We start from the raw sequence: 13,137 nt of genomic DNA, 5'->3' as shown, positions 1-13,137 counted from the left end.
TCAGGCTGTCAGGAGGTGATATTTACCGTGGACGCCAGCGATTGCCGGGGCCATAGAAATTCGGGTGGAAACCCGGATAATCATTCCAGCCGGGTCGGTCGCTCCAATGTGGACGAGGCGGTCCCCATTGGCCCGGTCCACGCCAACCCGGACCCGGACGATATGGACCCGGACCCCATCCGGATCGATAAGGGCGAGGTCCCCAACCTGGACCCCAGTTCGGGCCGTCATCCCATCGATTGTTGTTGATTGCCGAACCGATCACTAACCCGGCGATCAGCGGTATGCCGATGGCTGCAGCGGTCGATCCAAAATTGTCATTGGTGGTGTAACCGCCACCGCCGGTCTGAACCGCGATGTAATTTGATGAAGCCCAGCCATCAAGGCCGCGATAATTGACGCGGCACCAGCCGTAGCCACTTGTGCAGCCAGCGACATCAAGCACAACCCCATTGGGGATGCTGCCCATCGATGGATATTGTGTGCCGGGACCGGTACGAAGATTAATATTTGCAGTTGCAAGTCCGGTTGAAGATTCTGCGTTGGTTGCAAATAAAAGTGCTAATGTAGTAATTGACGATGTAATAATTAATCTCATGCTATCCCCCGATGCTTATACCTTAGATCTGCATATAATGGATGATTGTTATTTTTACTTTAAAGTCTTACGAATGTTTCGATTGTGATTAATAATTAAGTTTTTAATATTTACAGCATTGCATCATGTTTGATTTGCATGGCTGCGGTGCGGATGTCGCACTTTCCCTTGATAAAGGCTTACAGCATACTCACTCTCGACTCATTTCAGATGATCGAAGGATTTATTGATGAACGATATCAATGCGCCCAAGGGCATGCTGACCGTGCGCACGCAGGCAATGCCGAAAGATACCAACTCGGCTGGCGATATTTTCGGCGGCTGGGTTATGGCGCAGATGGACACGGCCAGCGGCATCCGTGCTGCAGAGCGTGCCAAGGGCCGTGTCGTCACCGCAGCAGTACGTGAAATGGCTTTCGCCAAGCCCGTGAAAATCGGGGATATTCTTTGTGTTTATACCGAGATTACACGGGTTGGTCGCACGTCGATCACACTAAGGGTGGAAGCCTGGGCACAGCGCTATCTTGCCGATGATATGGATCTCGTGACGCATGGTGAGTTCGTGATGGTCGCACTCGACAAGAGTGGTCAGCCAACACCAGTTCCTGCTGAGTAGGCAGTTCGGGAATTGATTCAGCATGTTTCGTTAAGCGGATGAAACAGAATCAAAAAAGCCCGGTTGAGCCGGGCCTTTTTATTACTTGCAGGCGCGATAGCCGCTGCGACGCTGCATCAGATCGAAGTGGAAGTGATCGGCATGCTCGCGATTATAGCCGGGGCCGAGTACTGTGGTGAAGTAATCGCAAGCATCGGAACGGACGCTGTTGAGCAAGCCTTTTTCGCGAAAGGCGAAGAAACCGGGTTTGCGAACTGTAATGCTCTTGCCGTTGTTCAGCACGATTTTGGTGACGTCGATGGCATTGCCACGTGAATGCTCGGACATCTTGGCACCGCGGCGGTGATTCATCGTCCGGCATGAGTAGCCACCGGCATTGTAAATCGTATTGACGCCGGAGAGGTAGCGCAGGCGTGCCGATGGTTGCAGATCGCCTTTGATCCAGCGCGCAAAAGCTTCCGTGACCTGACAATTAAGTGTTGCTGCCGGCTTGAAAGCGATTGAACCACTGTTGAAGCCGCTGACCTCGATAGGATTGTCGATGCGGCAGCTGCCGCTCTGATTGATAGGCGACTTCTCGGTGAAGACAACACCCAGGCGCTTCAGGCGCGTCCGACAGGCCGCATCCGAATTGGACATCGCATAAATATTCTCGGCGGTGCTGACCGGGTTTTGAACAGGTGTCGCGAAGCCATAATCGCCGGTATAATGCGGCTGGCTCTGCGTTGTCATCTCATTGGCATTGTTTTCGATTTCTTCGGCCAGTCCAACAACGCGCTCTTCGTGCTGCGGATTGGCAGAGGCGGCTGGGCCAGAGGCGACAGGGGCCGGTGGCATCACATCAGCATTACCGATTTCGGCCTGCGGACGTGGCGGGCGCTCTCCGGAACAACCGGCAGCCAGGGTCAGCAAGGCAAGAGATGCCGGTATCAGATAGCGATGAAAGCGATTGGACAACGCAACACTCATGTCCCAGCCTTTCATTTTGGAACCTGCTCAGGCTCATATTAGCCGATAAGCGTAAACGAACAGTCAGTGAGTGCGTTAAGGGCTGTGGCGCAAATAAGGTGATTTCTCGCCAAATCAGTGGTCATAACTTTGGCGAAATCTTCATGCCTTTTTGCTATTCGTCTCCTGCGGTTTAGGGCCAAGCCGCGATAGTATCCTCCCGGTCCCCAAAAGTTCTTTTCATGTCAGCACTGATGTCGCCGAGTGTTCTGCCGATCCTGCTTTTGATCGGCTCCAATGTTTTCATGACCTTTGCCTGGTACGGGCATTTAAAGTTCACCAGCACACCGTTGGTGACAGTTATTTTCATCAGCTGGGGTATTGCGCTGATCGAATATTGTCTGGCTGTGCCAGCAAATCGTATCGGGCATGAAGTCTATTCAGCAGCGCAGCTCAAAACGATGCAGGAAGTTATCACACTTGTGATCTTCAGCCTGTTTTCGATCTTCTATCTGAAAGAAGCTTTCACCTGGAACCACGTGCTTGGCTTTGCATTGATCGCAGGCGGTGCAGCACTGATTTTCAGAGGTTAATTATTCCGCGGCTGCTGGAATTGGTTCCGCTTTATGCTTCCGGAACATGGGAACCAGTTCCACGGCGAGCATGGCTGTAAACAACAGACCGCAGCCGATGAAGCCAATAAATGTCAGACGGTCACCAAGGAAGATCGCACCAAACATCGCGGCAAAGATTGCTTCGGATGAGAGGAAGATTGCGGCTTGTGCTGATGTTGTGTAGCGCTGGCCGATGGCTTGCAGAGTGAATGCAACACCTGAGGAAAAGACGCCTGTAAACAGAAGCTCTTTCCATGTAAGGGCGATGATGTTCCAGTTGATGTCTTCGACGGCAAGAGCGATGGCCAGTCCTGCAACAGCAGCAGTGGCAAACTGCACGCAACTGAGTGTGATGGGACGCCCAGCACGATTGGCGCGGCTAATCAGCAGAACCTGCATCGCCCAGAACACTGCGCCAATGATCACAAGCCAGTCGCCTTGCTTGAATGCGCTTAATGCGCCACCTGACAAAAGAAAAATACCTGCAAGACATGCAACCGCACTTGGCCAAACGACGGGGTGGGGCCAGTTGCGGAAAATGATGACACCCAGCACCGGCACCATCACGACATAAAGTCCGGTGAGAAAACCAGCATTGGTGACTGATGTTGTGATCAGCCCAATCTGCTGCAGGGCAAGACCTATGAACAGAGTGGCTCCCACAAGCATGAAAAAGAAGTAGTTCTGGCTTTGCAGCTTGTGCGGTGAGCGTCTGCCTTCTGCTATCGAGAATGGCAAAACGGTGAGCGCTGCAATTGCGGAACGCACACCGATAAACAGGAACGGTCCGATGCTCGCCATGGCCGTGGATTGCGCCACGAAGCCCATGCCCCAAATGACACCGGCCAGAAGGAGGAGTAAATTCGCCTGTACGCGCGTCATTGTTGCTTCATCCCCAAGAAAAACGCCCGCAATGACTTGGATCATGTTTCCGGGGTGGTCATGCTATAGAAAATATCATGTGGGATCGGCAAGACAGTACTTTAAATACGACATGTTCGTTCATTGATATTTTAAATCTTATGGAGCGGGTTATGGTTTTTCGGAAGTTTGGGCTCAGAGCAATTTTGCTCACAGGATGGGCGGCGATTTCGTTGCTTTCACACACTGGCATATCACAGGCCGCCTACAAGCTGATCCGGAGTACTTCTGTTCTATGCGACTTTGCGCAAAACTGCACATTAAGCCTCACTCCGGTCGCAAGTGAGGGCGCGCCAGCGCTTGGTATATACAGGAGCCGCGCGATCGGATCGAAGCCGGAATTCCAGCTTTCCTATATTGATCCGTCCAAGGCTTCAGGGAAACTGGAACTGTTCGTCGACGGAAAGTTGGTGCTGGTGGTGGAAGCATCAGCAGCATGGCTCAAGGGCGATCAGCTCAATTATGGTGACGCGGCTGCCGTTACCAAACTGATTGATGCCATGAAGAATGGCCAGAAATTGCAGCTCAAGTTTGCAGGAAAAACCTCGAATTACTCGCTTTCCGGATTTGTTGGCGGTTTAATCTATGCCGATGAGCAGCAATCACGCGCTGGCACAGTCGATGCATTGCAGGCAAAGGGAAACAAGCCTGCGCCGTTGCCATCGGAGGTGAAAATCATTGCCTCAGTCGATCAGGTGCCGGAGCAGATTCGCAAGGACTTCACTGAAGAAAATGGTTTGTGCGGGACATCCAGTGGAAATTCTTTCAGCACCGGCGGAGGCTTTGACGCGAAAATCGCAGACGGCCTTCACCTGATCGGAATGCCGTGCGGTTCGCCGGGCGCTTATAATCAGCCCTACGTATTTTACAGCCAATATGAGAATCAGGTGGTTCCGATTTCACTGCCAACGATTTCGGATGATGGTCCAACCGTCACTGATCAGGCATGGAACATTGACTGGTCGCAGCAGAACAAGACGCTGACAGCTTTCTTCAAGGGCAGGGGCCTGGGCGATTGTGGCACCTATGATGTCTGGAAAGCCACGGATGCGGGCGAAGGACACGTGCGGTTTGTGCTTGTGCAAGAGCGCGTTAAGGACGACTGCGATGGCAATTACGATGGTGGTCCTGAGAAATGGCCTGCGAACTGGCCTATTCAGGCAAAATAGGAATGGTGTGCTGCAGAATTAACAGGCTTAAATTTTTCTTCGTGAAATGATTGATGAAAATGCTATAGTTACGGGAACATCACTTTGAACGGTTCCGAAGCATGTGTTTCGGGGACCGTTTTCTTTTTGTGTGCCGGCAGGCGATTTAGCCTTCCGGACGGGTGTCCTGAGCCAATTTTGGAGCAGGATCAGGCGGGCAATCAAACTGCCGTCGCGCTCATCCTGGAGGGAAGCGCGGCGGGCGATGGAAAGGACTGGACTGGGTATGGAAAAGTTCCCTATGACCCCTCGCGGTTTCGAAAACCTCAAGGAAGAACTCCGCACGCGTCAGCAAAGTGAACGTCCGCGGATCATTGAGGCAATTGCTGAGGCGCGTGCGCACGGCGATCTTTCGGAAAACGCAGAGTATCACGCTGCTAAGGAAGCCCAGAGCTTGAATGAAGGACGCATCAACGAGCTGGAAGAGCTGGTTGGTCGCGCCGAAGTTATTGATGTAACAAAGCTTTCTGGCGACAAGATCAAATTCGGTGCTACCGTCACGCTGATCGATGAAGATACCGAAGAAGAGAAGATCTATCAGATCGTTGGCGATCAGGAAGCCGACGTGAAGGAAGGCCGTATTTCGATTTCTTCGCCAATCGCGCGTGCGCTGATCGGCAAGGGTGAAGGCGATACCATTGAGGTCAATGCACCCGGCGGTTCGCGTTCATATGAGATTCTCGGTCTCAAGTTCATTTGAGGCGAAACGTGCCAGTTCCCATTGAACAGGTTGAAGTCGTAGCGCCCAATTTCAAGCGCCGCCTTTCCGGAGTGACTTCGACTATCGTGCAGCTAATCCCTTTGCAGCGTGCAAAGGGATTAGGAATTGCAACAATGGGGCCTGGATTGCCTGAAACTCTGCCACAACTCGGCTGGGGTGCTCTTCTTTCATTCTGGAAAAAGCCTGCCAAACGACGTTTTCGTATCTGGCATGCACGCCGGAATATCGAGATGCTTGCAGGTATTTTCATGCGCGATGTATTGCGCATGAAGTTGCGGCTGGTGTTCACTTCTGCCGCGCAACGTCATCACAAACCCTTCACCAAATGGCTGATCCGCCGCATGAATGCGGTGATCGCGACCAGCGGCCGTTCGGGCAGCTTTCTTGAAGTGCCGCATCAGGTCATCATGCATGGCGTTGACCTTGAGCGGTTTCATCCACCCGTTGATGAAGAAGACCAGTTCAGCGCATCGGGCCTGCCCGGGAAATATGCTATTGGCTGTTTTGGGCGTGTGCGTCATTCCAAAGGCACGGACCTGTTTGTCGATGCGATGATTGCGCTTTTGCCGAAATATCCGGAATGGACCGCAATCATCACAGGTAGGACGACTGCCGAACACCAGTCATTTGAAGATGATTTGAAAGCACGTATCGCTGCCGCCGGATTGCAGGATCGTATCCGCATTCTTGGCGAAGTGCCGGACGTGCGTATCTGGTATCGACGTCTCACGCTCTATGTCGCGCCGTCCCGAAATGAAGGCTTCGGGCTTACGCCGCTGGAAGCGATGGCTTCCAAAACTGCTGTCGTTGCAAGCGATGCCGGTGCCTATGCCGAAATGATTGTGGAAGGCACAGGTCGTTTTGTTGCAGCTGGCGATGGCGACGCATTGCGTGATGCAATAGAGCCTTACCTGGCCGACCCTGCTCTGGCTCAACGCGATGGCGAAAACGCGCTCGCGCATGTTCGCGAAGCCTTCCCGCTCGAAAAAGAAGCTGCAGCAATCAGCGCAGTCTATGAGTGCGTCTTTAACAGCTGAGTTTTTCCAAATAGAAAAGAGCGACCGCGCATGAACGCAGTCGCTCTCTCATTAATACTTCAATGAACTAAAGAATCATCAGCGGTTCGTCCTTCACAGGACGAATAGTCAGTGCCGTGCGTACCGAATCCACATTGGGAGCGGCGGTCAGCTCTTCGATGACGAAAGTCTGAAATGTGTTGAGGTCGCGCGCAACGCAATGGAGCAGGAAATCGGACTCGCCCGATACCATCCATGCGCGCCGCACCAGCGGCCACTGCTTTGACTTCTCAGCAAAAGCCTTGAGGTCGGCGTCTGCCTGACGATGCAGACCCACCGAACAAAATGCGACAAGATCCTGCCCGAGAGCATTGCCATTGAGGATAGCGCGGTAGCCACGAATGACACCACTTTCCTCCAGCTTGCGCACACGACGCAGGCAGGGAGGGGCAGAGATGCCGACACGTTCGGCTAGCTCAACATTGGTGATGCGCCCGTTATTCTGGAGCTCCCGAAGGATTTTCCAATCGATTTCGTCCAGATCAGCCTTGATCGGCATGCAAAACTCCGCGCGCAATGAAATTTCATTCAGGCGTAATTATAAAACACTCAGCGCTGCTATAGCGCAATCTAATCCTGCTCATACCAAAAGAAACGACAGGATGTAAACCGTCTAAAGCGTTGTTAGCGCATCCAGAAAGTACGTGTGAACAGGATAAATATGGTTACGAGTTCAAGACGGCCAGCCAGCATGAGAAACGAAAGTACCCAAAGTGCCGGATCGTGGATCGTTGAGAAATTTCCGGCAGGTCCGATCGTATCCCCGAATCCTGGGCCTACATTCGACAATGCGGTCAATGCGCCGGTGAAGGCGGAGACGAAATCGAGACCAAGGGAAGCCAGCAAAACAGCACCGATAATGAGCGATGCAATATAGAGGAACAGATAGAGCAATACGTTCTGGGCGATCTCCCCGGACACTTCAGAAGAGCCGTACCGGATTTTTATAACCGCATGAGGCATCACAAGGCGCGCGAGATTGGCTTGCGTCAGGCTCCATAGAATGATCAGGCGGTTCATTTTGATGCCGCCCGATGTCGATCCTGCGCAGCCTCCAAGAAACGATGCGAGGAAGAAAATGCCCAGAGCCGGTGGTCCCCACAGCGAATAATCTTCGGTCGTAAAGCCGGTTGTCGTAATGACGGAGACGAAATGGAACGATGCGGATATGAGCGCGTCGCCAAACGGAACATTCGAACCAAGCCTCAATACAATCGCAAGAAGGAAACTGAAGCCGATGACGAGGGCAAAAAACAGTTTTACCTGCGGATCGGCAAGCGACTCCAGTCGGCGTGGCATGAATGCCTTGATATAAAGGACGAACGGTAGGGCCGAAAGCGCCATAAAAACTGTTGATACGATGAGCAGCTTCTGGTTGCCTTCGTAAAAGCCGAATGAACTATCATGGGTCGAAAAGCCTGCGGTCGCAACCGTTGCCAAGCCATGATTGATTGCATCGAACATACTCATGCCGACTGCGAAATAGGCAATCATGCAAGCAGCTGTCAAAGTGAGATAGGCCATAACAATGCCGAGCGCGATCTGGTTCATGCGCGGCAGAATTTTTTCCGATTTATCGGAGTTTTCCATGTGAAAAAGTGCGAGACCGCCTGCGCGCAACGAAGGCAGCATCAATAGTGCCAAGCCGATGAAGCCGACGCCACCGATCCAACACAGAAGCGAGCGCCAGAGCAGAATTCCACGCTGCATTTCATCGAGGCCGGTCAATGCCGTTGCGCCGGTGGAAGTCACGCCTGACATGGCTTCAAAGAAAGCGGTCGCATAGCTGATCGGCAGATGCGAGAAATAAAGTGGGATTGAGCCAAGAAAACTGGCTGTCAGCCACAGGCACGCGGTCAGCAAAAAACCGAGGCGCGGCGTGAAGCGCGTGTTCTGGTTTTGGGTGGCAAACAGGATCAGAGCCGATAATGCACCGGTCGCTGCCGCAGAACGCACAAAAATAAGCCAGTCGTCGCTGCCATCGCGCAAGTCGATAGCGGCAGGCAACAGCATTGCCACCGCCATGACGAGGCCGAAACGCGCACAGATATTAGCAACGGTCTTATATATGGCCTTCGGCTCCAGCGATTTTGAAAGCTGCTTTATTGTCCTGTGTTTAACGCGGGAACTTGCCAGCCGCAATGTGGGGATGCCGCTTCATCGTGCTGAATGGCGACAAGCTGTGGCTAAAGCGCAGCAAATGCTGCTCCAACCTTGCAAACAACGGATCGCAGACCTACCTTGGCCACAATATCAGGGCATTGGCAAAGCTGGGCGCGAAAGCGATTCTGGTGAGCTGGAAGTCCGCTGTTTAAATCGATTTTTGGACCGGAGAACTATCCCCATGTCACAGCGTCATGCGCCCGTTATCGTAATCGGCTCTGGTCCGGCAGGCTATACTGCGGCGATTTACGCTGCGCGCGCGATGCTCAAGCCGATCATCATTACTGGTTTGCAGCAGGGCGGCCAGCTGATGATCACGACTGATGTGGAAAACTATCCGGGCTATGCCGAACCAGTGCAGGGTCCATGGATGATGGACCAGATGGCGACGCAGGCTCAGAATGTTGGCGCCGAAATTCTTTATGACATCATCACGGAAGTTGATACGACGTCGCGTCCTTTCCGCCTGATCGGCGATTCCGGCATGGTTTATACCTGTGATGCACTGATTATCGCCACCGGCGCTCAGGCCAAGTGGCTTGGTCTTGAAAGCGAGCAGACTTTCATGGGCGGAGGCGTTTCAGCTTGCGCGACCTGTGATGGCTTCTTCTATCGCGGCAAGGATGTGGTTGTGGTCGGCGGCGGCAATACGGCTGTCGAAGAAGCACTCTATCTGTCGCATATCGCCAAGAGCGTGACGGTCGTGCATCGCCGTGAAGGTTTCCGCGCTGAGAAGATCATGCAGGATCGCCTGATGTCGCGCGATAACGTCAAGGTTATCTGGAATAGCGTCATTGATGAAATCGTAGGCACCGAAGCCAAGCCCCCGATGGGCGCGACGGTTACAGGTGTTCGTCTCAAAAATATCGTGACAGGTGAATTGAGCGAGCATGAAACTCACGGGGTTTTCGTCGCTATTGGGCACGCACCTGCTGTTTCTTTGTTCGAGGGCAAGCTCAAGCAGAAGCCAAACGGCTATCTTTGGACTGCACCCGATTCGACCGCTACCAACGTGCCGGGCATTTTTGCCGCCGGTGACGTTACCGACGATATTTACCGGCAGGCAGTGACTGCCGCTGGTATGGGCTGCATGGCGGCGCTCGAATCCGAGCGCTGGTTGGCTGCACAGGAACCGCTGCACGAAGCTGCGGAGTAACGAGAGGGGGAGAAGGTGGTCGCACCGCTCGACTGGGACAAACTGCGCATTTTCCATGCTGCTGCGGAAGCCGGGTCCTTCACCCATGCCGCACAGACATTGCATCTGTCGCAATCAGCTATTTCGCGACAGGTAAGTGCATTGGAGCAGGACGTTGGTGTCCCGCTATTCCATCGCCATGCCCGCGGGCTCATTTTGACCGAGCAGGGCGAAACGCTCTACCGGACGGCGCACGACGTGCTGATGAAGCTCGAAAATGTCCGCTCGAAACTGGCCGAGAGCAAGGAAAAGCCGACAGGACGTCTGCGCGTGACGACGACCGTTGGTCTGGGTTCAGGCTGGCTGATCGAACGTATTCAGGAGTTTGTCGAGCTATACCCTGATGTGCAGCTTCAGCTCATTCTTGATAATGAAGAGCTGGATCTCACCATGCGTCATGCTGACTGCGCGATCCGTCTGCGTCAGCCACAGCAGCCTGATCTGATCCAGCGCCGTCTGTTCACCGTGCATATGCATGTCTATGCTTCGGCGGGCTATGTTTCCAAGTATGGCAAGTTGAACTCGATCGATGAAATTGATCAGCATCGCGTGGTGACTTTTGGTGAACCTGCTCCGAGCTATCTGACCGGGTTGAACTGGCTGGAGATCGCTGGTCGTTCCGATGGAAGTGCGCGCATTCCTGTTTTGCAGGTGAATAACCTGCTGTCCATTCGTCGTGCTGTTCAGCGCGGTGTCGGTATCGCAGTTCTGCCTGACTATATGGCGGACAAGGAATCCGGTCTGGTGCAGCTTCTGCCCGAGCTAGAGGAAATTCCGTCGTTCGATACATTCTTCTGCTATCCGGAAGCGTTGAAAAACTCTGCCAAGCTTCATGCCTTCCGTGACTTCCTGTTCTCGAAGGCACGTAACTGGACGTTCTGATTGTAGTCCTACGATGTGAAAAGGCCGCGCTGGATCATCCAGCGCGGCCTTTTCATTTTCATCAATGTTACTTGCGTGGCAACAGGCGCTGCACTTCCTTGGATGCATCGGCGAGAGCGTCTTCCGGCGTTGCCGACTGTTCAACAACGCGCGAGAGATTATCGACGATGGTCTGCGTTACCTTGACGCCATTTGAGCCGGGGAAAGCATACCAAGGGATCATCAGCGACATCTGGCTGAGACCAGCTTTAAACAGCGGGTTTTCCTCGTAGAACTTGCCGAGATACTCATCTGATTTGGCGGCCAGTTCGTTGTTCGGTACATAGCCAGTGCCGGGGACGACGACGGAAGCGCCATAAGGGCCAGCAGCGAACTTGGCGAATTTCCATGCTGCATCCTGCTTGGCCTGATCTTCGGTCAGGATCACAACCGCATTGCCGCCTGTTGGCAGCCGACCTTTTTCGGCGTTGAGAAGCGGGATCTTGGCGGTGCGCATGTCGAACTTGTCGCCGACATTCTTGATCGTGTTGCGCAGAGCGCCCGTTGTCTGGAATGAAAATCCAACTTTGCCAGCAGCAAATGACTGCTCGCCTGCAGCCTTGGTGAGAACCGGCATGCCGCCTTCCTTGACCATGCGATCGACCAGCTTGAAAGCTTCAAGACCTTCCGCTCCGTCGAAGGCAACCTTCTTCTCGTCTTCAGACAGCATGGTGCCACCAGCGCCGAACAGAAGGGCTGAGAACATCCAGTCATCGCCCTGCCAGCGGAAATCGATGCCTTCATTGCCGTTGCCAAGCGCTTTGATCTTACCACCAAGCTCAATCACTTCGTCCCAGGTGGTTGGAGGCGTGTCAGGATTGCCACCTGCTGCCTTTAGAAGATCGGCATTGTAATACATGATCGGGTTGGAGGTCGCGAAAGCAAGACCAACCTGACGGTCGCCAACGCGGGCGAGGCTCAGCAGATGGTCGGTGAAGCCCTGGGCTTCCAGATCGGCTTCCTTATCGACAAGCGGCTTCATGTCGACACCGATGTTGCGCTCGGCCAATACGCGCAAGCGGTTCAAACCGGTGAAAGTGATGTCTGGCATTTCCGATGTGCCAGCCTGACGCATGATCGTCTGGATGCCTTCTTCGTAAGTCGCGGAAGGGCTGACGAAGTTGATTTTGATGTCCGGGTTTTCTTCCATGAACTTCTTGGAGATGTCCGCCATGACATCCTTGAAGAAGCCCGGCATCGGGTAGTGTACGTTCAACGTCGTGTCGGCAAAGGCGGGCGAGCCGAGACCTGTTGCCATTGCCAGAGCGGCGAGTGCACTGGAAAAGCGTTTCATGATTGAACTCCTGTGGAGGATGGGAGGGAAGAATTCAGCCTTTGAGGCCGGTGAGGGTGATGCCTTCGATGAAGCGGCGCTGGGCGGCAAGAAATGCGAGGAGAAGTGGCAACGTAATGATGAGTGTCGCTGCCATCAGCGCGCCGTAATCATCGCCTGCTTCCGCAGCGCGGAAATAGAGAAGGCCAAGCGGCGGCGTGGCACGCTCCATGCCGTTGATGACGATCAGCGGCCAGAACAGGTCGTTCCAGTGCGCGACAACCGAGAAGATCGAGAAAGCGGTGATTGCGGGCCATGCGTTGGGAACGATCACCCGCATAACGATACCTGCTTCCGACATGCCGTCGAGACGGGCTGCGCTGATGAGATCATCCGGCAGGGCGCGGAAGAACTGCAGAAACAGGAAAATGCCGAAGACCGAGATGAAGAACGGAGCGCTGAGAGCAAAATAGCTGTTGAGCACACCAAGCTTGTTGAAACCAACATAGAATGGCAGTGCAGTTGCATGGATCGGCACTAGCAGACCCAGCATAACCAGCATCATCATGGTGCGTTGGCCGCGAAACTGCAGCTTTGCCATGGCATAAGCGCAAGGAATGGCGATGACGACCTGAACGACGAGAACCAAGCCACAGACAACAACGCCGTTGAACAGCAAAAGCCCCATCGGGACGCGTGTCAAAGCCTTGGTCAGATTTTCCCAGAGCGCCCAATTGTGAGGGATCAGCGACAGGGAGGACGAGAAAATATCTTGCTGGGACTTTGCGGCCGTCGACAGCATGAAGATGTAGGGCGCGAGAAACAACAACGCACCCAGCGACAGAAGTCCAAGACGGAAAGAACGAGCCAATGTCATCCGGGT

At 53.7% G+C, this 13,137-nt stretch carries 15 protein-coding genes; 8 read left to right on the top strand and 7 right to left on the bottom strand.

Features of this window, described 5'->3' with window-relative positions:
* Nucleotides 1-22: 22 nt before the first annotated feature.
* Nucleotides 23-598, bottom strand: a complete 576-nt coding sequence (locus tag C9380_RS08780; RefSeq protein WP_128093386.1) for an SH3 domain-containing protein — start codon at nt 596-598, stop codon at nt 23-25.
* A 229-nt stretch (nt 599-827) separates the two neighbouring features.
* On the opposite strand from C9380_RS08780, the gene C9380_RS08775 reads away from it, so the two are divergent.
* Complete coding sequence (locus C9380_RS08775; RefSeq protein WP_024899453.1) at nt 828-1,214, top strand: acyl-CoA thioesterase; 387 nt, start codon at nt 828-830, stop codon at nt 1,212-1,214.
* Nucleotides 1,215-1,295: 81 nt separating this feature from the next.
* Here the strand turns inward: C9380_RS08775 and C9380_RS08770 are convergent, their stop codons facing one another.
* The gene (locus C9380_RS08770; RefSeq protein ID WP_024899454.1) at nt 1,296-2,183 is read right to left on the bottom strand and encodes an extensin-like domain-containing protein; all 888 of its coding nucleotides are present in this window, start codon (nt 2,181-2,183) and stop codon (nt 1,296-1,298) included.
* A 221-nt stretch (nt 2,184-2,404) separates the two neighbouring features.
* Here C9380_RS08770 and C9380_RS08765 point away from each other — a divergent pair, with 221 nt between their 5' ends.
* On the top strand, nt 2,405-2,755 hold the full coding sequence (locus C9380_RS08765; protein ID WP_007875953.1) for a DMT family protein: 351 nt from the start codon (nt 2,405-2,407) through the stop codon (nt 2,753-2,755).
* Here the strand turns inward: C9380_RS08765 and C9380_RS08760 are convergent, their stop codons facing one another.
* On the bottom strand, nt 2,756-3,658 hold the full coding sequence (locus tag C9380_RS08760; protein ID WP_128093648.1) for a DMT family transporter: 903 nt from the start codon (nt 3,656-3,658) through the stop codon (nt 2,756-2,758). It lies immediately after the preceding gene.
* 152 nt (nt 3,659-3,810) lie between these two features.
* On the opposite strand from C9380_RS08760, the gene C9380_RS08755 reads away from it, so the two are divergent.
* From C9380_RS08755 to C9380_RS08745, 3 genes are all read left to right on the top strand, one after another.
* Nucleotides 3,811-4,866, top strand: coding sequence for a DUF1176 domain-containing protein (locus C9380_RS08755; RefSeq protein WP_128093385.1), 1,056 nt, complete (start codon nt 3,811-3,813; stop codon nt 4,864-4,866).
* A 265-nt stretch (nt 4,867-5,131) separates the two neighbouring features.
* Nucleotides 5,132-5,605 carry a transcription elongation factor GreA gene (gene greA / locus C9380_RS08750; protein ID WP_024899457.1) on the top strand — a complete coding sequence of 158 codons (474 nt, stop codon included), beginning with the start codon at nt 5,132-5,134 and terminating at the stop codon, nt 5,603-5,605.
* Between the two features lie 8 nt (nt 5,606-5,613).
* Nucleotides 5,614-6,663 (top strand): glycosyltransferase family 4 protein, encoded by a 1,050-nt coding sequence (locus C9380_RS08745; RefSeq protein WP_128093384.1) that lies wholly within the window; start codon nt 5,614-5,616, stop codon nt 6,661-6,663.
* Between the two features lie 67 nt (nt 6,664-6,730).
* On the opposite strand, the gene C9380_RS08740 is transcribed toward C9380_RS08745, so the two are convergent.
* Both C9380_RS08740 and C9380_RS08735 read right to left on the bottom strand, forming a co-directional pair.
* Nucleotides 6,731-7,201 (bottom strand): Lrp/AsnC family transcriptional regulator, encoded by a 471-nt coding sequence (locus tag C9380_RS08740; protein WP_024899459.1) that lies wholly within the window; start codon nt 7,199-7,201, stop codon nt 6,731-6,733.
* Nucleotides 7,202-7,326: 125 nt separating this feature from the next.
* Nucleotides 7,327-8,727, bottom strand: coding sequence for a TrkH family potassium uptake protein (locus C9380_RS08735; RefSeq protein WP_111786517.1), 1,401 nt, complete (start codon nt 8,725-8,727; stop codon nt 7,327-7,329).
* A 116-nt stretch (nt 8,728-8,843) separates the two neighbouring features.
* Between C9380_RS08735 and C9380_RS26795 the strand changes: the two genes are divergently transcribed.
* Genes C9380_RS26795 through C9380_RS08725 form a run of 3 tightly spaced genes read left to right on the top strand, consistent with a single transcriptional unit; the run spans nt 8,844 to nt 10,942 of the window.
* Nucleotides 8,844-9,017, top strand: coding sequence for a hypothetical protein (locus C9380_RS26795; protein WP_161662562.1), 174 nt, complete (start codon nt 8,844-8,846; stop codon nt 9,015-9,017).
* Between the two features lie 29 nt (nt 9,018-9,046).
* Entirely contained in the window at nt 9,047-10,021 is a 975-nt protein-coding gene (gene trxB / locus C9380_RS08730) for a thioredoxin-disulfide reductase (RefSeq protein ID WP_128093383.1), read from the top strand.
* Nucleotides 10,022-10,036: 15 nt separating this feature from the next.
* Entirely contained in the window at nt 10,037-10,942 is a 906-nt protein-coding gene (locus C9380_RS08725) for a LysR family transcriptional regulator (RefSeq protein ID WP_024899462.1), read from the top strand.
* 67 nt (nt 10,943-11,009) lie between these two features.
* Here the strand turns inward: C9380_RS08725 and C9380_RS08720 are convergent, their stop codons facing one another.
* Together C9380_RS08720 and C9380_RS08715 are read right to left on the bottom strand one after the other, a co-directional pair.
* Nucleotides 11,010-12,275, bottom strand: a complete 1,266-nt coding sequence (locus C9380_RS08720; RefSeq protein WP_128093382.1) for an ABC transporter substrate-binding protein — start codon at nt 12,273-12,275, stop codon at nt 11,010-11,012.
* Between the two features lie 34 nt (nt 12,276-12,309).
* Nucleotides 12,310-13,131, bottom strand: a complete 822-nt coding sequence (locus tag C9380_RS08715; protein WP_100558739.1) for a carbohydrate ABC transporter permease — start codon at nt 13,129-13,131, stop codon at nt 12,310-12,312.
* Between the last annotated feature and the right edge of the window lie 6 nt (nt 13,132-13,137).

The sequence above is a fragment of the Brucella pituitosa genome (assembly GCF_003049685.1).
In the GTDB taxonomy this organism is placed as follows: domain Bacteria; phylum Pseudomonadota; class Alphaproteobacteria; order Rhizobiales; family Rhizobiaceae; genus Brucella; species Brucella pituitosa.
The sequence above is the reverse complement of the archived record's forward strand: the minus strand, read 5'-3'. Positions and strand labels throughout refer to the sequence as shown.

Coding starts and splice junctions, on each gene's coding strand:
- C9380_RS08720 (WP_128093382.1), bottom strand. CDS start 12,275: ATGAAACGCTTTTCCAGTGCACTCGCCGCTCTGGCAATGGCAACAGGT.
- C9380_RS08765 (WP_007875953.1), top strand. CDS start 2,405: ATGTCAGCACTGATGTCGCCGAGTGTTCTGCCGATCCTGCTTTTGATC.
- C9380_RS08755 (WP_128093385.1), top strand. CDS start 3,811: ATGGTTTTTCGGAAGTTTGGGCTCAGAGCAATTTTGCTCACAGGATGG.
- C9380_RS08760 (WP_128093648.1), bottom strand. CDS start 3,658: ATGACGCGCGTACAGGCGAATTTACTCCTCCTTCTGGCCGGTGTCATT.
- C9380_RS08780 (WP_128093386.1), bottom strand. CDS start 598: ATGAGATTAATTATTACATCGTCAATTACTACATTAGCACTTTTATTT.
- trxB (WP_128093383.1), top strand. CDS start 9,047: ATGTCACAGCGTCATGCGCCCGTTATCGTAATCGGCTCTGGTCCGGCA.
- C9380_RS08770 (WP_024899454.1), bottom strand. CDS start 2,183: ATGAGTGTTGCGTTGTCCAATCGCTTTCATCGCTATCTGATACCGGCA.
- greA (WP_024899457.1), top strand. CDS start 5,132: ATGGAAAAGTTCCCTATGACCCCTCGCGGTTTCGAAAACCTCAAGGAA.
- C9380_RS08740 (WP_024899459.1), bottom strand. CDS start 7,201: ATGCCGATCAAGGCTGATCTGGACGAAATCGATTGGAAAATCCTTCGG.
- C9380_RS08775 (WP_024899453.1), top strand. CDS start 828: ATGAACGATATCAATGCGCCCAAGGGCATGCTGACCGTGCGCACGCAG.
- C9380_RS08715 (WP_100558739.1), bottom strand. CDS start 13,131: ATGACATTGGCTCGTTCTTTCCGTCTTGGACTTCTGTCGCTGGGTGCG.
- C9380_RS26795 (WP_161662562.1), top strand. CDS start 8,844: ATGTGGGGATGCCGCTTCATCGTGCTGAATGGCGACAAGCTGTGGCTA.
- C9380_RS08735 (WP_111786517.1), bottom strand. CDS start 8,727: ATGGCGGTGGCAATGCTGTTGCCTGCCGCTATCGACTTGCGCGATGGC.